Here is a 19679-nt window from a genome sequence, read left to right on the forward strand (position 1 = left end):
CGCTGATCAGAGTCTTGCCGGCCGCCTGAGGTCAAGGGTCATCGGGAAATCTTCCGCCGGTTGTTCCTCGCGCAGCACGTAGCCTGATGGCGTGTGGCCGCGCGGTTCGAAGCGGGCGAGCCGCCGCGCTTCCGCCTCGTTGCCATTGACCGGGAAAGTGTCGTAGTTGCGGCCGCCGGGATGCGCGACATGGTAGACGCAGCCGCCGACCGCCCGGCCCGACCAGCGATCATAGATGTCGAACACCAGCGGTGTGTTGACCGGCAGCGCCGGATGCAGGCCCGAAGCCGGCTGCCAGGCCTTGAAGCGCACGCCCGCCACCGCGACCTCACGGTTGTCGGTCACCTTCATCGGCACGATGCGGCCGTTACAGACGATGGCATGGCGTTCCGGGTTGAGGCCTTCGGTCTTGACCTGCAGCCGCTCGACCGAGGAATCAACGAAGCGTACGGTGCCGCCGATAGCGCCCTGCTCGCCCATGACATGCCATGGCTCCAGCGCCTGCCGCAACTCCAGCTTGATGCCGGCATGCTGGACTTCGCCGCAGAAGGGAAAGCGGAATTCGAGCTGCGCATCGAACCATTCAGGACGGAACTCGAAGCCGTTGAGCTTGAGGTCGTCGAGCACGTCGAGAAAATCCGCCCAGACATGATGCGGCAGCATGAAACGGTCGTGCAGCGACGTGCCCCAGCGCACGAAGCGGCCATCGAGCGGGTTCTTCCACGCACGGGCAATGATCGCCCTGACAAGCAATTGCTGCGCCAACGACATGCGCGCATTTGGCGGCATCTCGAAACCCCGGAATTCGACCAGTCCCAGCCGCCCCGTCGGTCCATCCGGCGAGAACAGCTTGTCGATGCAGATTTCCGAGCGATGCGTGTTGCCGGTGACATCGGTCAACAGATTGCGGAACAGCCGGTCGACCAGCCACGGCAAGGGGGCCGCGCCCTGGTCCGGATGCGGCACCTGGGCCATGGCGATTTCGAGCTCGTAGAGCGAATCGTGACGCGCCTCGTCGAAGCGCGGCGCCTGGCTGGTCGGGCCGATGAACAGGCCGGAGAACAGATAGGACAGCGAGGGATGCCGCTGCCACTGCAGCACCAGGCTCTTCAACAGATCGGGCCGGCGCAGGAACGGGCTGTCATTGGGCGTCGCGCCGCCGACGACGACATGATTGCCGCCGCCGGTGCCGGTGTGGCGGCCATCGATCATGAATTTGTCGGCGCCAAGCCGGGTCAGCCGTGCTTCCTCGTAGATCGCCGTGGTCGTCGCCACGCAATCCTGCCAGCTGGAAGCCGGATGAATGTTGACCTCGATGACGCCCGGGTCGGGCGCCACACGGATGACGTTGAGGCGCGGGTCATGCGGCGGGCCATAGCCCTCGATATGCACCGGAAGGCCGATCGCCTTGGCCGCGTTCTCGGCGGCGGCGACCAATTCGAGATAGTCTTCCAGCGCCTCGACCGGCGGCATGAACACGCAGAGCCGGCCGTCGCGCGGCTCGACCGACAATGCCGTGCGCACCGCGCCGCCGATCTCGGTGATCTCCTGCTCGACCCGATCCTGCTGGCCGGTCGCTGCTGTGAACGACACCGCCTGCTGGCGGCGTGCCATCTCGTCGGCGCCTTCAAGTTCGGCTGGAGCGACGACAGGCAAGATTGCTTCACGCGCCGGCAACGCCCCACGTGGCAGCGACGGGTCGACCGGCACGATATAGGGGAACTGCGCCGGCGGCACATAGGGCAGCGTGCCCAGCGGCAGGCGGTAGCCGACCGGTGAATCGCCCGGCACCAGGAACAGCCGGCCGCGCCGCGTCTTCCATTTTTCCGAGCGCCAGCGTGGGCCCGACGCCTGGCTGTTCCAGCGCTGCACCGGCAGCACATAGCCGGACGGCTTGGTCAGCCCACGCTCGAACACTCTTGCCATGCGGCTGCGTTCTTCCGGGTCCTCCAGCTTCGAATTGGACGGATCGACATTTTCGGGCAGCTTGCCTTCCTTGAGCAGCCATTCGGCCGGATCCTCATAGGCTTCGCTGACCATGGTTTTTTCGATGCCGAGTTCACCGGCGATCGCGGTAAGCAGGCTTTCGGCCTGCTGCGGGCCGATATCGGCCGAACTCTTTTCGCGCGCGATCAGCGACGGATCGCTCCACACCGGTTGGCCATCGGCACGCCAGTAGAGCGAGAAGGTCCAGCGCGGCAGGCTTTCGCCGGGATACCATTTGCCCTGGCCGTAATGGAGGAAGCCGCCCGGCGCAAAGCGCTCGCGCAGTTTGCGGATCAGCGCATCTGCCTTTTCGCGCTTGGTCGGACCGACGGCGGCGGTGTTCCATTCGGCGGACTCGAAATCGTCGATCGACACGAAGGTCGGCTCGCCGCCCATCGTCAGCCGCACGTCGCCTGCGCCAAGTGCTGCATCGACCTTGTTGCCGAGCGCATCGAGCGCCTGCCAGCTTTCATCGGAAAATGGCTTGGTGATGCGCGGATGCTCGGCGATGCGGTCGACCCGCATGTCGAAGCCGAATTCGACATTGGCGAAGCTCGCCAGGCCGGAAATCGGTGCTGCATTGCGGAAATGCGGTGTCGCGGCAAGCGGCACATGGCTTTCACCGGTGAGCAGGCCCGAGGTCGGGTCGAAGCCGATCCAGCCGGCGCCCGGCAGGTAGACCTCGCACCAGGCGTGCAGATCAGTGAAATCGACCGATGTGCCGGCCGGCCCATCCAGCGCAATGAGGTCGGGTTTGAGCTGGATCAGATAGCCCGACACGAAGCGGGCGGCGATGCCGAGATTGCGCAGGATCTGCACCAGCAGCCAGCTCGAATCCCGGCACGAGCCCTTGCCGGCGGAGAGCGTCTCCTCCGGCGAGAACACGCCGGTCTCCATGCGCACGATATAGGCGATCTCGCGCTGCAGCCTTGCATTGAGATCGACGAGGAAATTGACGGTGTTTTTCGCGCTGGTGTCGACGGTTCTCAGGAAGGCCGAGAGCAGCGGCCCCGCCGGCTCCGGTGTGCGGTAGATGGCGAGATCGTCGCGGATTTCTTCAGGATACTCGAACGGAAACGTCTCGGCTGACGGCTCGACGAAGAAATCGAACGGATTGTAGACCGTCATGTCGGCGACCAGGTCGACCTCGATCTTCAGCTCGCTCACCGGCTCCGGGAAGACGAAACGAGCAAGGAAGTTGCCGTAAGGGTCTTGCTGCAAATTGACGAAGTGGTTCGCCGGCTCGACCTTCAAAGAGTGGCTGAGCACCTTGGTACGGGAATGCGGTGCCGGCTGCAGCCTGATGATCTGGGGCCCGAGAACCACCGGCCGGTCGTATTTGTAATGGGTCAGATGGTAGACGGCTGCCAAAATTGCCATGGGTCCCCGGAGATCGGCGTTTCAAATGAATTCGCCGAACCCTGACACATCTGCCGGCCATTCTCCAAGCACAGATGTTGCGGTGCACCTAATTTAAGCAGCCAAAGCTGGCCTAAGGCGCAGCTTAGAAGAACGCCTGGATACCCGTCTGCGCCCGTCCCAGGATCAGCGCGTGCACGTCATGCGTGCCCTCATAGGTGTTGACCGTTTCCAGATTCTGCGCGTGGCGCATGACGTGGTAGCCGATCTGGATGCCGTTGCCGCCATGCATGTCGCGGGCCTGGCGGGCGATGTCGAGCGCCTTGCCACAATTGTTGCGCTTGACGATCGAGATCATTTCCGGCGCCATCTTGCCTTCGTCGAGCAGGCGCCCGACGCGCAACGATGCCTGCAGCCCGAGCGCGATCTCGGTCTGCATGTCGGCGAGCTTCTTCTGGTAAAGCTGCGTGCCGGCCAGCGGCTTGCCGAATTGCTTGCGGTCGAGACCATACTGGCGGGCGCGGTGCCAGCAATCTTCCGCAGCGCCCATCGAGCCCCAGGAGATGCCGTAGCGAGCTCGGTTGAGGCAGCCGAACGGGCCGCCAAGGCCCTTGGCGTTGGGCAGCAGTGCGTCCTCGCCGACCTCGACGCCTTCCATCACCACTTCGCCGGTGATCGATGCGCGCAGCGACAGCTTGCCGCCGATCTTCGGCGCCGACAGCCCCTTCATGCCCTTTTCCAGCACGAAGCCGCGGATCTCATCCTTGCCATTCTCGCCCTTCAACTTCGCCCAGACGACGAACACGTCGGCAACCGGCGAGTTGGAAATCCACATCTTGGAGCCGGAGAGCTTGTAGCCGCTGGCGGTCTTCTCGGCGCGCGTCTTCATGCCGCCCGGGTCGGAGCCGGCATCCGGCTCGGTCAGGCCGAAACAGCCGATCCACTCGCCCCTGGCGAGCTTGGGCAGATACTTCTTGCGCTGTTCGTCCGAGCCATAGGCGTAGATCGGATACATCACCAGCGACGACTGCACCGACATCATCGAGCGATAGCCCGAGTCGACGCGTTCAACCTCCCGCGCGACCAGCCCGTAGGTCACATAATTGGCGCCGAGCCCGCCGAATTCTTCAGGGATGTTGATGCCGAGCAGGCCGGCATCGCCCATCTCGCGAAAGATCGCGGTGTCGAAGGTTTCGTTGAGATAGGCATCCTCGATGCGCGGCGCGAGCTTGTCGGCGGCAAAGGCGGCCGCACCGTCGCGCACCATGCGCTCTTCTTCCGAAAGCTGGTCCTCGATCAGGAACGGGTCTTCCCAGACGAATGCATTCTTGTCGGCGGCCATGGCTTCTCGGTCCTCAAAACGGTGAAGCCCGGCTTATCGGCCCGCGGACTCAAAAAATCAAACGAAATTGCTTCACGGATCAATGAGCGTTAGGAATGGATCATGAGTGTCCAGCGCCGCCTTTTACCCAACATCAGCGCGCTTGCCGCCTTCGAGGCGGTGGCTAGGCTTGGTAGTTTCACCGCCGCCGCCCAGGAACTGGATCTGACCCAGGGCGCGGTCAGCCGGCAGATCAGGCTGTTGGAAGATCAGTTCGGCCGCCAGCTGTTCGAACGCGACAGCCGCAATGTGCGGCTGTCGATGGCGGGCGAAATCTACGCCGAGGCGGTGCGCTCTGCGCTTGGCCAGTTGCGCGACGCCGCTCTTGGATTGATGAGCAATCGGCATAGTGGCATCCTGAACCTGGCCATCTTGCCGACATTCGGCACGCGCTGGCTGATGCCGATGATCCCCGATTTCGTCGAGAACAATCCCGACATCACCATCAACTTCGTCACCCGCGTCGGCCGCTTCGACTTCGCCAGGGAGAGGCTGGATGCCGCCATCCATTACGGCCTGCCGGACTGGCCGGAAGCGGACTCCACGCTTCTGGTGCGCGAAACGGTGGCGCCGGTGGTGTCGCCCGCTTTCCTCGCCGGCCGCGCCATCGCCACGGCGGCCGATATCGGCCGCCTGCCACTGCTACACATGGCGACACGTCCTGGCGCCTGGACCGAATGGTTCGAGCATCAGGGCCTGAGCGCGCCGACCGGACCCGGCATGCAGTTCGAACAGTTCGGCACCGCCGCCCAGGCCTGCATGGCTGGCCTCGGCGTCGCGCTGTTGCCACTGCTCCTCATCGCCGGTGAATTGCAGCGCGGCCAGCTCGTTCTCGCGCCCGGCCAGCCCATGCAAAGCCGCAGCGCCTATTACCTCGTCGTCCCGCACGACAAGCGCGGCCATCCGCCCATCGCCAATTTTCGCGACTGGCTGCTGGGCCAGGTTGAGAAGGAGCCGGCTGTTCTGGCGTGGTAGCTACTTCCGCTTCAGCGCATCCGCCAGCGCTGCACCAAACGCGCCCTGTGCAGGCCGTTCCGGCTGGCGCTGTGGCGCTGGCGAGCGTGGCGCCGGCCTACCGCCGCCATTGTCGCGCGGCCCGCCGCGTGGTGCGCCCCCCTCGCCGCCATCCTTGCGCATGGAAAGCGCGATGCGCTTGCGCTTTATGTCGACATCGACGACGCGCACTTTGACCACGTCGCCGGCCTTGACCACCTCATGCGCGTCCTTGATGAAGCGGTCGGCCAGTTGCGAAACGTGCACCAAGCCGTCCTGGTGGACACCGATATCGACGAAGGCGCCGAAGGCGGCGACATTTGTGACGGTGCCTTCCAAGAGCATGCCGGGCTTCAAATCCTTGATGTCGTCGACGCCGTCGGCGAAGGTCGCTGTCTTGAAGCCGGGGCGCGGATCGCGGCCGGGCTTTTCCAACTCGGCAAGAATGTCGCGCACCGTCGGCAGGCCGAAACGCTCGTCGACGAAGACGCGCGGATCGAGCGCCTTGAGCGCCGCACTGTCGCCCATCAGCGAGCGCACGTCGCGGCCGCAGGCGGCGACGATCTTCTTGGCCACGCCATAGGCTTCCGGATGCACCGACGAGGCATCGAGCGGCTCGCTGCCATTGGCAATGCGCAGGAAGCCGGCGGATTGTTCGAACGCGCGCGGCCCAAGCCGCGGCACCTTGAGCAGGTCCTTGCGGCTGGCAAACGGTCCGGTCGCATCGCGATGCGCAACGATGGCGTCGGCGAGCGACGCGCCAAGGCCCGATACGCGGGCGAGCAGCGGCGCCGAGGCGGTGTTGAGATCGACGCCGACGGCGTTGACCGCGTCCTCGACCACCGCTTCCAGCGAGCGGCCGAGCCTGTACTGGTCGACATCGTGCTGGTACTGGCCGACGCCGATCGATTTCGGCTCGATCTTGACCAGTTCGGCCAGCGGATCCTGCAGGCGCCGCGCGATCGACACCGCGCCGCGCAAAGACACGTCGAGGCCAGGAAATTCCGCCGCCGCCGTCGCCGAGGCCGAATAGACCGAGGCGCCGGCTTCACTGACGATCACCTTCAGCGGCTTCGGCCCGCCGTCGGAAGGCATGTCGGACAGCATGTCCGCAACCAGCTTTTCCGTCTCGCGGCTGCCGGTGCCATTGCCGATCGAGATCAGCTCGACCTTGTGCAGGCGGATGAGCTTGGCGAGTTCGGCCTGCGTGCCGCGCACATCGTTCTTCGGCGGGAACGGATAGACCGTCGTCGTTGTCAGCACCTTGCCGGTGCCATCGACCACCGCCACCTTGACGCCGGTGCGGATGCCGGGATCGAGCCCCATCGTCGGCCGCGAACCGGCGGGCGCGGCGAGCAGCAGATCCTTCAAATTGCGGGCGAAGACGTGGATCGCCTCTTCCTCGGCCCGTTCGCGCAGGTCGCGCATCAGATCGAGAGTCAGGTGCAGCGAAAGTTTTATCCGCCACGTCCAGCCGGCGACGTCCATCAGCCAGCGATCGCCCGGCAGGCTGGCGCCAATGGCATAGGCGTTGGCGATCATCCGCTCGACCGGCTTCACTGGCGAGGTATCATCGGCATCAACCTCGATGTCGAGCGACAGTATCTCCTCGTTGCGGCCGCGCAGCATGGCGAGCGCACGATGGCTCGGCACATTTGCCCAGCGCTCGACATGGTCGAAATAGTCGGAGAATTTCGCGCCGGCCTCCTGCTTGCCGTCGACCACCCTGGCGCGCATGAAGGCACGTTCCTTCATGTAGCTGCGCAGCTTGCCGACCAGATCGGCATTTTCCGCGAACTGTTCCGACAGGATGTCGCGCGCGCCTTCCAATGCGGCTTTGACGTCGGCCACCTCCTCGGTGACATAGGCCAGCGCCAGTTCGGTCGGCACCAGCGCGCGATTCGCAAGGATTGCTTCGGCCAGAGGCCCTAGCCCGCGCTCGCGAGCGATCTCGGCCTTGGTGCGGCGCTTGGGCTTGTAGGGCAGGTAGATGTCTTCGAGTTCCGCCTTGGTGGCGGCAGCGGCGATCTTGGTTTCCAGCTCCTCGGTCAGCTTGCCCTGTTCGCGGATCGAGCCGAGGATGGTGTCGCGGCGGGCGTCGAGCTCACGCAGATAGGCGAGCCGCTCGGCAAGGTCGCGCAACTGCGTGTCGTCGAGCCCGCCAGTCACTTCCTTGCGGTAACGCGCCACGAACGGCACCGTCGCGCCTTCGTCAAGCAGTTCGATCGCCGCGGCCGCCTGTTCAGGCCGCGCCTTGATCTCGGCCGCGATGATGGCTGCGATGCGCTTGATGTCGGATGCCATGTTGTTCCTGCTCTCATCAAAAGAGCGGCGACCATAGGCGCAGATGCCTGCCCCGCCAACCGCGACGTTTTCCACCGGCGCAGGCGGTCCACAAGAAAGCACGCGGCAAGGAACCGTTCCGGACGGTTCAGACCATCCGGCTCAACGCCTCGAAAAACGCGACAATCTCGGCATCGAGCGGATCGTCGACCGGCACCGGCTGCGACGACATCTTGGCGATGACGACTTCCGTCCTCGGGTCGACATAAAGCCATTGGCCATGGATGCCGATGCCGCAATAGGCACCGTTCTTGTGTCCAGTCTGGTACCATTTGCTGCGGTAGCGGCCGTTCGGAAACAGGAAAGCCATCGTGCCGCGCTGCCAGGCTTCCGCACTGCCGCCGGTGCTGACCGTGTCGCGCACCCAGGTCTCCGGCACGATGCGGCGGCCATTGGCGGTGCCGCCTTGCCGCATCATCTCGCCGATGCGCGCCAGGTCGCGCGGCGTCACCGAAATGCCGCCGGCAGTGCGCGCCGTGCCTTCCATGTCGACGCCGATCGAGGCTTCGCTGACGGCGCCAAGCGGCAGCCACAGCTTTTCGCGCATCAGCTCGGTGAAGCGCTGACCGGACGCGCGTTCCAGCAGCAGGCCGAGCAGGTCGGAATTGGGCGAGCGGTAGCGGAAGCTCTGGCCGTGCGGCTCGGCCAGCCGCTGCAGGCTCAGGATAAATTCGCGCAGGCTTTCTGTGCCGCCGCCCGGGTTCCACAGCGTGGCGCGGCGATAGCGGGCAAAGGCGCTTTCCGGATCGAGATAGGCCTCTTCGAAATCGAGGCTGACACTCATGTCGAGCACGTGCCGGCAACTCGCATCGCCATAGGCCGAGCCTGCGGCTTCCGGGATATACTGCGTCACCGGCGCTTCCGGATCGAACACCCCCTCGCCTTCCAATATGCCGGCGATGATTGATGTCACCGACTTGCTGATCGAGAAAATGATGTGGCGGGCGCCGAAATCCATATGCGGCGCGAACCAGTCGCCGATGATCTTGCCACCCTTCATCACCGTCAGAGCGTCGGTGCTGGAGCGCGTGAGGAATTCGGCCACCGTCTCCGGCGCACTGGCCACCGAAACCTTTTCGCCGAGCAGGCCGCCCATATCCCGCACGGGCGCCTCGACACTACCCGATGCGGCAGCCACACGTGCCGTCGGCACCAGTTCGCCAAGGTTCTGGAACGACCATCGGTTGAACGGGTTTTCGCGCCAGTTGGAAAGCAGCACCTCGTTGCGGCCGAAGCCGTAGCGGTTCTCGAACGCGGTCTTGCCGGCCATGGCGTTTCCTTCCAGATCGTTTCTTATTGGGGCTCAGCTCAGCGCGGCGGCGATGGCGTGCACGGCCTTCAGCGTCGCTGTGGAGTAGGCGAGATTGCTGAAATCCGGCCAGGTCGAAAGTTTCACCACGACCATTCCTGTGTCCCAGTCGATATGGATCATCTGCCCGAACACGCCCCGGCACATCAGCGCGCGCGAACTCGGATTCTCGATCCAGAACTGGTTGCGGTAGCTGCCCTGCGGCAGGCTGGGGGAGAAATCAGGGCCATGCCTGCCGTTGCGCGTCGCCTCGATCCAGTCGGCCGGCACGATGCCGCCGCCATTGTCGAGGATCAACTGGCCGAAGCGGCCATAATCGCGCAGCGTCGCGTTGAAGCCGCCATCGGCGAGCGCATAACCGGCGCTATCGACGGTGAAGCAGGCGCTCTCGTCTGCCCCGAGCTTTTGCCAAAGTTCCTCGGACACCAACTGCGCCAGCCGCTTGCCGGTCACCCGCTCCATGAGGAAGGCGAGCACGTCGGTCTCGATCGAGCGGTATTCGAACTGGGCGCCATGCGGGCGGACAGTGTCCTTCAGGCCCAGGATCAGCTCGAACATATGCGAGGGCCAGCGAAAGTCCGGATCGCTGCCCGGCGGTACCGGCTTCCAGCCGGTGGCGACATCGACCTGGCCGATGTCGGAATAGCGGTCTGTGTACTCCTCGGAAAAACGCACGCCCGTCGTCATGTCGAGCACGTGCTGGACGCTGGCGCCGGCCCAGCCGGTGGCGCCGAGCTCCGGCAGATAGTCAGTCACCGGCCTGGCCGGATCGATCAGGCCGCGCCCGGCCAATATGCCGAACACCGAGCCGGTGACGGACTTGGCCATCGACTGCGACAGATGCAGCGTGCGCTCGTCCATGCCGTTGAAATAGCGCTCATAGGCAACCTTGCCGTGCTTGAGCACCAGGAAGCCATCCGCATAGGTCTCGTCGAGCAGCCCGGCGAGCGTTGTCGGCTTGCCCTCGCTGTCCTCGACCGCCAGCCCGTCGAGATCGACCTCGGCGCGTTCGAGACGATGGCGATGGCCATTGCCGCGCCAGACTTCGGCCGTCGGCAGAATTTCGCGGATGTGCTGGAACGCCCAGCGGTTCCATGGCGGCCGGTCCCAGTCGAGCTTCGGCGGCACCAAGGCGGGCGGCGAGCCCTGCATGATCGGCGGCCGCGGATCGCTGTTGCGGTAGGAGTCCATGAAAGGTCATTCCCGGAAAAGAAAAGACCCGGCGGCCTAGAGACGGATGATTTCAGGTCGGTTCGACCTGAAATCTGAATCCGTCTCTAAGTCAGAGAGATCGGGCATGATGCCTGGACAAACGGGTACCCGTTTGTCCGAGAAAACCGTTTCACACTTTTCGGCATCATGCCCTGGCCGCCGGGTCCGGCATGCGATTACTTCTGCAGTTCGGTCCAGATCTTGGTGTAGATGTCCTGGATTTCCGGCGCGCACATCTTCTGGAATTCGCCTTTCGGCTTGGCGTCCGCCGGAATGACGACTTCCGGCGCATCCTTCATGTCGGCCGGCATGTACTTGTCCGAGCCGGTGATGGCGTTGGCATAGCGGTGGAAGGCCGAGAGGCCGGCCGCGTTTTCCGGATCCATGATGAAGTTCTGGAACAGCTTGGCGTTGTCGACGTTCTTGGCTTCCTTCAGAACGACGACGTTATCGCTCCACAGGCCGTAGCCTTCCTTCGGATAATTGTAGTGGATGGCCGGATTGGCCAGCCGCTGGCGCAGCGCCGAACCGTTCCAGTCGCTGGTGGCCTTGAAGTCGCCGGCGCCCATCTTCTCGATGGTGTTGTACTCCATCGCGATCCAGTTCGGCTTGGCTGCGACCAGTGTGTCGCGCACCTTCTTCAGCACCGCCTTGTCGTCGGTGCACTGCTGGCCGCCGACATATTTGATCGCCGCAAAGATGACGTCATTCATCTCGGGAACGACATTGACCTTGCCCTTCAACTCGTCCGGCGTGTTGAAGATGATACCCCAGCTGTCGGCCGGTCCCTTGTAGGTATCGGTGTTGACGACGACACCGACGGTGCCGAGCGCCCACGGCACCGAATATTTACGGCCGGGGTCGAAGTCGGGATTGGCCCATTCCGGCGCGACGTTCTTGAAGTTCTCCATCTTGCCTGGATCGGTTTCGAGCACGAGGCCTTCCTTGATCCAGATCGGCACGTAGGTCTGCGACGGCACGGCGATGTCGAAGCCGGTGCCGCCCTGGCGGACCTTGGCAAGCGCGGTGTCGTTGGAATCGTAGTCGGTGATGGTCACCTTGATGTTGTATTTGTCTTCGAACTTCTTGATCACGTCCGGGCTGGTGTAGTTGCCCCAATTGTAGATGTTGAGCACGCCTTCGGCGCGGGCCAGGCCCGTCGAAGCGAGCAGCGCCAACCCCATGGCGGTCGCTGTTGTCTTCCAGTTCATCGTTCTAACTCCCATTATCGGTTTCAGTCTCGTTTCCTGCTGACGAAGAAAAACAACGTGACGATCGCGACCGAAAGCAGCAGGAAAGCGGTCGATATCGCGTTGATCTCGGGTGTGATGCCGCGGCGGATCTGGCCGAGCATGTAAGTGGGCAGCGTGTCCTGGCCGCCCGATTTGACGAACTCGGTGATGACGACGTCATCGAGCGAGATGACGAAAGCCAGCATTAGGCCGGCGAGGATGCCGGGCCACAAAAGCGGCAGCGTGATGCGCCGAAAAGTCTTCCACGGCGTGGCGTAGAGATCGGCCGCGGCGCGCTCCAGCGTCAGGTCCATATTCTCCAGCCGCGCCCGAATCGGCAGATAGGCGAACGGAATGCAAAACGCCGTATGCGCGGCGACCAGGTAGCCGATGCCGGAATAGCCGGTGAAGATCTTGATACGCGAGAAGAAGATCAGCAGCGCCACGCCGGTGACGATCTCGGGCACCATCAGCGGCTGGTTGATCGCCGCGTATTTGAAGGTGAGGCCGGGATAGGAGGCGGTGCGCGTGGTGGCGAGTGCTGCCATAGTGGCGAAGATCGTCGACAGCACCGCCGCGATGGAGCCGATCTGGAACGAGCGCAGCGTTGCGTCGATGACCTGCGTGTTCTGGTATGCCGACTGGAACCATTTCAGCGAAAAGCCGCCCCATTCGGAGGTCGAGGTCGCCGCGTTGAAGGCATAGATCACCAGCACCACGATCGGCAGGTAAAGCACGACAAAGCAGGTCGCCGCGATCGTCGTGAAGCCGGGCTGGTGCTTGATGGAGAAGTTGCTAGCCATGACGCACCCCCGACTTGCCGGCATTGCGCACATAGGCAAGCAGCGCCACCATGACGATGATCATCACCGTGATCGACAGCGCCGAGCCGAGCGGCCAGTTGCGGCCCTGCCCGAACTGCAGTTCGATCAGGTTGGACAGCATCATGTTCTTGCCGCCGCCAAGCACGCTCGGCGTCACATAGGCGCCGAGTGCCGGAATGAAGACCAGGATCGAGCCGGCGATGACGCCCGGTTTGACCAGAGGGAAAATGATCTTGCGCAGCACCTTGAAGCGTGTCGCGTAGAGATCATATCCCGCCTCGACGAGGCGAAAATCGAGCTTCTCCATGCTGGCGTAGATCGGCAGCACCATCAGCGGCAGGTAGACATAGGCCATGCCGATCAGGATCGCGGTGTCGGTGTAGAGGATCTGGATCGGCGCCGAGATGATGCCGAGCTTGAGCAGGATCGTGTTGATGATGCCTTCGTTGCGGATGATCTGCAGCACGGCAAAGGTGCGGATCAGGAGGTTTGTCCAGAACGGGATGGTGATCAGGAACAGCCAGAGATCCCTGGTCTTCTCGCTGCGCGTCGCCATGAAATAGGCGGTCGGGAAACCGAGCGCCAAGGTCGCCAGCGTCGTTACTATCGCAAGCTTGATCGAGCGCCAGAAAATGGTGACATGCGCCGCCGCGAGCGAAAGCGTGTCGTCGAAAATGTCGCGCTCCAGGAACACCGATGTCCAGGCGTCGGACGAGAACTGCCATTTCACGTCGCCATAGGCGCCGGGCGTCAGGAACGAATAGACGAGCACGATCAGCAACGGGCCGGTCGCGGCGAGCAAGATGACCAGCAGCGCTGGTGCTGACAACAGCCAGCGGTCACGGACATCACGCCGTTCCGCGGCCTTGGCGACTTCTTCCGCGGTGGCCATCAGTCCCTCAGCACTTGCGCGGCGTCGTTGCCGATCAGGATGCCGACCTTGTCGCCGCGCTCGAAACCGCAGCCTGCGCTGCGCGTGTTCTGCTGGCGTACCGTGAAGGCCTCGCCGCTGTCGAGTTGGACATGGATATGCGTGTCGGTGCCGAAATAGACGATGTTTTCGACCGTGCCCGACAGGTCGCCCTTGTCCTTCGTCAGCTTGGCATGCTCGGGCCGCACCACCACGGTGGCGTTGTCCTTCGGCTGGAAGCCTTCGGCAACGGTCGCCTCGATGGTCGTGCCGGATTTGAGCGTCGCGCGCGCCTTGCCGTTGCCGGTGCCCGATATGGCGGCGGTGAGGAAGTTGGTTTCGCCGATGAAGTCGGCGACGAAGCGTTCCGCCGGCTTGTCGTAGATATCCCAGGGCGAGCCGACCTGCAGGATCTTGCCCGACGACATCACCGCGATGCGGTCCGACATGGTCAGCGCTTCTTCCTGGTCATGGGTGACGAAGATGAAGGTGATGCCGGTCTCGTGCTGCAGCCGCTTCAGCTCGATCTGCATCTCCTTGCGCAGCTTGTAGTCGAGTGCCGAGAGCGGTTCGTCGAGCAACAGCACTTTCGGCTGCGGCGCCAGTGCCCGGGCCAACGCCACGCGCTGCTGCTGGCCACCGGAAATCTGCGCTGTGCGGCGGCCCGCCAGCGCTTCCATCTTGACCAGTTTGAGCATCTCGGCGACGCGCGCCTTGATCTCGGCCTTGGGCTTGCCCAGCATCTCCAGGCCGAAGCCGATATTGTCGGCCACCGTCATGTGCGGGAACAGCGCATAGGACTGGAAGACGGTGTTGACCGGCCGTTTGAAGGGCGGCAGCGGCGCGATGTCCTGGCCGTAGAGCAGGATTTCACCGGCGGTTGGAAAGTCGAAGCCGGCGATCAGCCGCAAAAGGGTGGTCTTGCCGCAGCCGGACGGTCCCAGCAGCGTGAAGAACTCGTTCTCGCGAATGGATACCGAGACCTTGTCTAGGGCAGCGACCTGCCCCTCACCCGATCCGAAAATTTTACTGACGTTTACTACTTCAATCGCATTCCGATCCGGTTTGTCCGGCACGATTACGCCTCACTGTTGACCCCGCTCTTGCTGGCGGAGCTGTTCCCCTGTTCGATGTGACCACACGCCCGGTAGGTTGGCAAGCCCGGCATTGAATCACAGTTCAGTCCGTCATTTAGCCAGCAAGCCTCATGCCATCGTCAGGCCTGATAGGTAACCTTGCCGCCGCAAATCGTCGTCACCGGCCGCACCTTGTGCAGGTCGGCCGGCGCCGTCTTCTCAATGTCGGCCGACAGAACCACCAGATCGGCCATATAGCCCGATTTCAGCGTGCCCTTGCGGTGCTCGGCGAATTCCGCGTAAGCGCCCTCGACCGTGTAGGCGGCGATCGATTCCTGCAGCGAAAAACTCTGGTCCGGATCGCTTTCTGCCCATGGTTTGCGCATCAATGCCGCCTGAATGCCCAGGATCGGGTCGATCGGCGACACCGGCCAGTCCGAAGCGAAGACGACATGCGCGCCGGCATTCTTCAGGGTGCGCCAGGCGTAGCTCAGCGGCCAGCGGGCCGGCCCGATGCGCGACACGGTCGGCTCCAGCGGGAAATCCATGGCGCCGGGCGGATGCGGCGGCTGCATCGAAGCGATGACGCCGAGTTCGGCAAAGCGCGGCACGTCCGCCGTGGTGGTGACTTCGATATGTTCGATGCGATGGCGGCTGTCGCGCTTGCCATTGGCCTTTTGCGCCGCCTCGTAGCCGTCGAGCACCGCACGCACCGCGCCGTCGCCGATCGAATGCACCGCGATCTGCAGGCCGCGCTTGTCGACGGCAACGGCAAGATCGATGAACTGCTGCGGCGTGAACAGCGGCTCGCCGACCCAGTCGGGACGGTCGGCGTAGGGCTCGACCATGACGGCCGTCCAGGAATCGAGCACGCCGTCATAGAACACCTTGACCATGCCCGACGACAGCCACTCGCTGTTGTAGCGCTCGGCCATGACGGAGGCCTTGTCGAGCATGTCGAGCGTCATGAAATTCTTGTAGTGGAAGGGGATCTGCACCCGGCAGGGCAAACCCTCCTCGGCCTCGATTTCGGCGAGCAGTTCGAGCTGGTAGAGATTGCCATCCATGTTCTGGATGGAGGTGATGCCGTGGCGCGCGCACCAGGCGAGGCCGCGCCGCATGATGTCGCGGTCGGCGGCGCGCTCGGCCGCTGACGGCATCGGGTCGGGCTCGCCGCCGGTCGCCAATCCCAGCCGCACCCGGCTTTCGCCGGCAAGGTCGAGCACCGGGCCGAAGGCTTCGCCTTCACGCAATTCGCCGGCCGCCAGACCATCGTCGCCCATGACGATCTCATTGCCCGGACCGAGCGTGCGACCATGCAGGATGCCGGCCATCTCCAACGCCTTGGTGTTGGCCCACATTGTGTGGTGATCGGGCGCCGCCATGCAGAAGGGGCGATCGGGCAAAATGGCGTCGAGATGGTGACGCGTCACCCGCTCACTGCCGAGCACGGTGTAGTCGACGCCCTGTCCGACCAGCATCTTCGCCTCGGGCTTAGCCGACGCATAGTCGCGGATCGCCTCTTGCAGCGCCTCGAAGCCGTGGACACCGCCAAGCTGAAGATGCGCGAGCTCGGCCCCTCCCGAGAACAGATGCATATGGGCTTCGACGAAACCGGGCAGGACCGAACCGCCCCTGGCGTCGATCACCTGTGTGGCCGTTCCCTTGAATTCTTCGATGGCGGCGCGGCTGCCGATGGCGACGACGGCGCCGTCCTTGACGGCAACGGCCTCGGCGGTGGGATTGTCATCGTCCATGGTCAGCACACGACCATTGATGACGATCAGATCCACACTGCGACCCGCACCCGTGACAGACATCGCGACTCCGCGCTTTTGACGACTGACTGAAACCGGCAATCCTGCGCCCCAACGGCCTGCCACTCCAGCGGAGTGGCGCCATCGGACAAAAATCAATGCCAGCGCGCTGCCCTCGAAATTCCCCTTGTTATCCCTGGGGACAGCGTGGATAAAGAATGCGACTGATTATTCGCGTTTGTCAACATGCCGAATTTAGAATGTATTGTGGACAGCATCCTCCGCCTGTGTTCAGACCGGGCGGGGAACGAGGACATCAAGCCGTGAAGCGCAGTCTCGATCGCAAAACCAAAATAGCGCTCGAGCCGCGCAAGCAGCCGCGGCAGCAACGGTCGAGCAAGGTGGTCGACCGCATTCTCGACGCCGCGCTGATCCTGACGCGGGAGCAAGGAACCAGGACGCCGACGACGCTCGCCATCGCCCAGCGCGCCGGCCTGTCGGTCGGTTCGATCTATCAATACTTTCCCAACAAGGAAGCCATTCTTCTCGACCTCGCCCGGCGCTGGCTGTCGTCCTTTCCCGAGGTGATCGAGAAGCGCATCAAGGTCCCCCGACCCACCAACCGCGAAGAATTCCGGCGGGAAGTGCGCAAGCTCTTCATCGACACGTCCAGTATCTATCTCGAGAACGCGACCCTGATGCCGGTGATCGAGGCGATATCCGGCAACGCCGATCTCAGGCCTATCCAGGACGAATATGACGAGCAGATCATCGCGCTCTACGCCGCCTGGCTGCGGCATGTGAATCCTGCTCTCGAAGACAAGATCGCCAAGCGGCTCGGCCTGGTGATGATGGAGGTCGGGCACGCTTGCCGGCTTGTCGGACTGAAGAGAGATCGCAGGACATTCGACCTCATCGAGGACGATGTCGAAGCCATGTGGCTCGCTTTGGTGAACCCCTATCTCAACCTTGACTGATTTCGCATTTCGAGAGGAACTTTATGAGGACTGTCTATTCGCCGCTTCATGCCGGTCATGCCGGCCAGATGGAACTGGTCACATCAGCCATCGTGCCGGGTTTTGAAAAACCCTCGCGGGCCGAATTCATCAAGGCGCGGGTCGAAAGCGAGAAGCTCGGCCCGATCGTCCTGCCGCTCGAGCACGACCTTGCCGCCGCCAAGCGCATCCACAAACCAGACTATATCGACTTCCTGCCGACGGTCTGGCCGCAATGGATAGCGTCCGGTCACGAGGGCACCGCCATGCCCTTCACCTGGCCGACGCGGGGCCTTCGCGGCGACGTGCCGCCGAAGCGTGTCGATGCGCTGCTCGGCTACTATTCCTTCGATGCCGGCGCCACCTTCGTCGAAGGCACCTGGGCGGCGATAAAATCGTCCTATGATGTGGCGCTGACCGCCGCCGGCCTGGTCAAGAGCGGCGAGAGGTCGGCCTTCGCGCTCTGCCGTCCGCCTGGCCACCATGCCGGCGCCGGGTTCATGGGCGGCTATTGCTACATCAACAACGCCGCCGTCGCCGCGCAATGGTTCCTCGATCAGGGCGCCAAACGCATCTCCATCCTCGACGTCGACTACCACCACGGCAACGGCACGCAGGAAATCTTCTACGAACGCGCCGACGTGCAGGTCCTCAACCTGCATGGCGATCCGATGGTCGAGTATCCTTTCTTCCTCGGCCATGCCGATGAACGCGGCGCGGGCGCGGGCGAAGGCTTCAACATCAACTATCCCATGCCGTTCGGCACCGACTGGGACGCCTGGAACGCCTCGCTGGAGGATGCTTGCGCGAGGCTCGCCGCCTACGCGCCAGACATCGTCATCGTCTCGCTTGGCGTCGACACTTTCGAGAAGGATCCGATCAGCCAGTTCAAGCTGAAAAGCCCCGACTACCCCAAGATCGGCCGCCGCGTCGCCAAGCTCGGCCCGCCGACGCTGTTCGTCATGGAGGGCGGCTACGCCGTCGAGGAGATCGGCATCAACGCCGTCGGCGTGCTGACCGGTTTCGAGGACCGGTAAGCCGGCTCGCAGACCAAAGGTTGATAGCAAAGAAGAAGGGCGGCATGGCCGCCCTTCTTTGCAAGTTACGTTGCTGCAGCACCGGTGCTCGGCGTGGCCATTGGTGCGGCTGCCTTGCGTGAGCGGCCGAGATAATAGACCGCCGCCGCTGCGATGACCCCAGCCGCCAATATGCCCGCCGCCAGCACCGGCCGATACCAGAACCAGGCAATCGCGATCGTCGTCGTGCCGACCAGGATCGCCAGGAAGAAGGCGATGATGCCGGTTCCCATCCGCGCCATGCTGCCGAGAAACGGGATGACGTCGAGGATCACGCCGATCGGGCTGAGGAACAGGGCAAAGCCGATGGTCAGGAGCAAAAGGCCACCGGCGCGCAGCAGCCAGGTGATCAGCGTGTTGGCGCTGACCGCCTCGGCGAACATCTTGTCGGCCGGCACCTGGCCGGTATCGACCATCAGCAGCGCATCGCCGGCTTGCGTCTGGTAGGGCTCGAACCGGCTGCCGGCCTGCCGCGCGACGATGCTGACCACGCCGAGCGGCGCCAGTTCGTAACCGATACGGTAGTCGCCCAGCGCGGGCGTTGTGTTGTCGCTGCCGAGATAGATCTTGCCGTCAACGATGCTGAGCGGCTTCGTCCCGGTATAGGCTGCCTTGATCGCCGCCGACTGACTGGCCGACAGTGAATAGTCCTTGTCGCCCTCGATGCGGTCGAGCACCGGCGTGTCCAGATCGAAGGCGACGAGCTTGCCCTGTGGAATCTGGAAGGCACGGCTGTGGATCGCCATTGGCGGATTCTGGTGGCCGTCGGGCTTCTTGAAGTCCGACGAGTCGATCTGCTTGTCGTCCCACACCTTCGGATAGCTGTAGGTGGTCTCGGTCTCCTCGCCGCCGCCAAGCTTCTTGGTGGTCTCGGATTTGGATTCTTCCTTCCACTGGTACATCTCGACGCTGCGCGACAGCCGCAGCCCTTGTGCGGCGATGCCGAAATCCGGATCCGACAGGCCACTATCCGCCGTCACCGGCCCGCTGACATGCACCAGCTTTCCGTCATTGCCGGCATCGACGCTGTCGGCATTGATCGAGACCACGGCGCCGGCGCCTTCGGCCAGCGAACGCGCCGTCTGCACCGCGCGGCCCTCGTTCCAGAACAGCCCGATCACCATCAGCACGATCAAGAGCAGGCCGAAAATGACCCCGCCGACCGCACGCTTGATCCGCCCGAACCACGAGACTGAAGTAACTTCCCGAAATGAATCACTCATCGT

The 19679-nt window shown here is 63.6% G+C and carries 14 protein-coding genes; 3 read left to right on the forward strand and 11 right to left on the reverse strand.

From position 1 onward, the window contains the following. Positions 1 to 6: 6 nt before the first annotated feature. Positions 7 to 3366: a transglutaminase family protein gene (locus CKW40_RS07400; RefSeq protein WP_095199307.1), complete on the reverse strand. Its 3360-nt coding sequence runs from the start codon at positions 3364 to 3366 to the stop codon at positions 7 to 9. Between the two features lie 124 nt (positions 3367 to 3490). Next, positions 3491 to 4687: an acyl-CoA dehydrogenase gene (locus CKW40_RS07405; protein ID WP_095199308.1), complete on the reverse strand. Its 1197-nt coding sequence runs from the start codon at positions 4685 to 4687 to the stop codon at positions 3491 to 3493. 102 nt (positions 4688 to 4789) lie between these two features. Between CKW40_RS07405 and CKW40_RS07410 the strand changes: the two genes are divergently transcribed. Continuing rightward, positions 4790 to 5701 (forward strand): LysR family transcriptional regulator, encoded by a 912-nt coding sequence (locus tag CKW40_RS07410; protein WP_095199309.1) that lies wholly within the window; start codon positions 4790 to 4792, stop codon positions 5699 to 5701. On the opposite strand, the gene CKW40_RS07415 is transcribed toward CKW40_RS07410, so the two are convergent. The 8 genes from CKW40_RS07415 to CKW40_RS07450 all read right to left on the reverse strand — a co-directional run bounded on the left by CKW40_RS07415 (position 5702) and on the right by CKW40_RS07450 (position 16445). Further along, entirely contained in the window at positions 5702 to 8023 is a 2322-nt protein-coding gene (locus tag CKW40_RS07415; RefSeq protein WP_095199709.1) for a Tex family protein, read from the reverse strand. Between the two features lie 127 nt (positions 8024 to 8150). Next, positions 8151 to 9332, reverse strand: coding sequence for a serine hydrolase domain-containing protein (locus CKW40_RS07420; protein ID WP_095199310.1), 1182 nt, complete (start codon positions 9330 to 9332; stop codon positions 8151 to 8153). A 33-nt stretch (positions 9333 to 9365) separates the two neighbouring features. Further along, on the reverse strand, positions 9366 to 10562 hold the full coding sequence (locus CKW40_RS07425) for a serine hydrolase domain-containing protein (RefSeq protein WP_095199311.1): 1197 nt from the start codon (positions 10560 to 10562) through the stop codon (positions 9366 to 9368). A 197-nt stretch (positions 10563 to 10759) separates the two neighbouring features. Beyond that, positions 10760 to 11794: an ABC transporter substrate-binding protein gene (locus CKW40_RS07430; RefSeq protein ID WP_095199312.1), complete on the reverse strand. Its 1035-nt coding sequence runs from the start codon at positions 11792 to 11794 to the stop codon at positions 10760 to 10762. Between the two features lie 23 nt (positions 11795 to 11817). Beyond that, positions 11818 to 12618: an ABC transporter permease gene (locus tag CKW40_RS07435; protein ID WP_095199313.1), complete on the reverse strand. Its 801-nt coding sequence runs from the start codon at positions 12616 to 12618 to the stop codon at positions 11818 to 11820. Then, positions 12611 to 13531 (reverse strand): ABC transporter permease, encoded by a 921-nt coding sequence (locus CKW40_RS07440; protein WP_056578204.1) that lies wholly within the window; start codon positions 13529 to 13531, stop codon positions 12611 to 12613. Before CKW40_RS07440 ends, CKW40_RS07435 begins: the two co-directional genes overlap by 8 nt. Further along, complete coding sequence (locus tag CKW40_RS07445; RefSeq protein ID WP_095199314.1) at positions 13531 to 14625, reverse strand: ABC transporter ATP-binding protein; 1095 nt, start codon at positions 14623 to 14625, stop codon at positions 13531 to 13533. The genes CKW40_RS07440 and CKW40_RS07445 overlap by 1 nt, the downstream gene beginning before the upstream one ends. 140 nt (positions 14626 to 14765) lie before the next feature. Next, on the reverse strand, positions 14766 to 16445 hold the full coding sequence (locus tag CKW40_RS07450; protein ID WP_095199315.1) for an amidohydrolase: 1680 nt from the start codon (positions 16443 to 16445) through the stop codon (positions 14766 to 14768). Positions 16446 to 16705: 260 nt separating this feature from the next. On the opposite strand from CKW40_RS07450, the gene CKW40_RS07455 reads away from it, so the two are divergent. Both CKW40_RS07455 and CKW40_RS07460 read left to right on the forward strand, forming a co-directional pair. Beyond that, on the forward strand, positions 16706 to 17359 hold the full coding sequence (locus CKW40_RS07455; protein ID WP_095199316.1) for a TetR/AcrR family transcriptional regulator: 654 nt from the start codon (positions 16706 to 16708) through the stop codon (positions 17357 to 17359). Positions 17360 to 17382: 23 nt separating this feature from the next. Next, positions 17383 to 18414 carry a histone deacetylase family protein gene (locus tag CKW40_RS07460; RefSeq protein WP_095199317.1) on the forward strand — a complete coding sequence of 344 codons (1032 nt, stop codon included), beginning with the start codon at positions 17383 to 17385 and terminating at the stop codon, positions 18412 to 18414. A 65-nt stretch (positions 18415 to 18479) separates the two neighbouring features. Here CKW40_RS07460 and CKW40_RS07465 read toward each other — a convergent pair whose 3' ends face one another. Then, complete coding sequence (locus CKW40_RS07465; RefSeq protein WP_095199318.1) at positions 18480 to 19676, reverse strand: TMEM43 family protein; 1197 nt, start codon at positions 19674 to 19676, stop codon at positions 18480 to 18482. Positions 19677 to 19679 lie beyond the last annotated feature (3 nt).

The organism is Mesorhizobium carmichaelinearum (assembly GCF_900199455.1).
Classification (GTDB): domain Bacteria; phylum Pseudomonadota; class Alphaproteobacteria; order Rhizobiales; family Rhizobiaceae; genus Mesorhizobium; species Mesorhizobium carmichaelinearum.

Coding starts and splice junctions, on each gene's coding strand:
- CKW40_RS07425 (WP_095199311.1), bottom strand. CDS start 10,562: ATGGACTCCTACCGCAACAGCGATCCGCGGCCGCCGATCATGCAGGGC.
- CKW40_RS07435 (WP_095199313.1), bottom strand. CDS start 12,618: ATGGCTAGCAACTTCTCCATCAAGCACCAGCCCGGCTTCACGACGATC.
- CKW40_RS07465 (WP_095199318.1), bottom strand. CDS start 19,676: ATGAGTGATTCATTTCGGGAAGTTACTTCAGTCTCGTGGTTCGGGCGG.
- CKW40_RS07405 (WP_095199308.1), bottom strand. CDS start 4,687: ATGGCCGCCGACAAGAATGCATTCGTCTGGGAAGACCCGTTCCTGATC.
- CKW40_RS07410 (WP_095199309.1), top strand. CDS start 4,790: ATGAGTGTCCAGCGCCGCCTTTTACCCAACATCAGCGCGCTTGCCGCC.
- CKW40_RS07440 (WP_056578204.1), bottom strand. CDS start 13,531: ATGGCCACCGCGGAAGAAGTCGCCAAGGCCGCGGAACGGCGTGATGTC.
- CKW40_RS07415 (WP_095199709.1), bottom strand. CDS start 8,023: ATGGCATCCGACATCAAGCGCATCGCAGCCATCATCGCGGCCGAGATC.
- CKW40_RS07450 (WP_095199315.1), bottom strand. CDS start 16,445: ATGTCTGTCACGGGTGCGGGTCGCAGTGTGGATCTGATCGTCATCAAT.
- CKW40_RS07400 (WP_095199307.1), bottom strand. CDS start 3,366: ATGGCAATTTTGGCAGCCGTCTACCATCTGACCCATTACAAATACGAC.
- CKW40_RS07460 (WP_095199317.1), top strand. CDS start 17,383: ATGAGGACTGTCTATTCGCCGCTTCATGCCGGTCATGCCGGCCAGATG.
- CKW40_RS07420 (WP_095199310.1), bottom strand. CDS start 9,332: ATGGCCGGCAAGACCGCGTTCGAGAACCGCTACGGCTTCGGCCGCAAC.
- CKW40_RS07430 (WP_095199312.1), bottom strand. CDS start 11,794: ATGAACTGGAAGACAACAGCGACCGCCATGGGGTTGGCGCTGCTCGCT.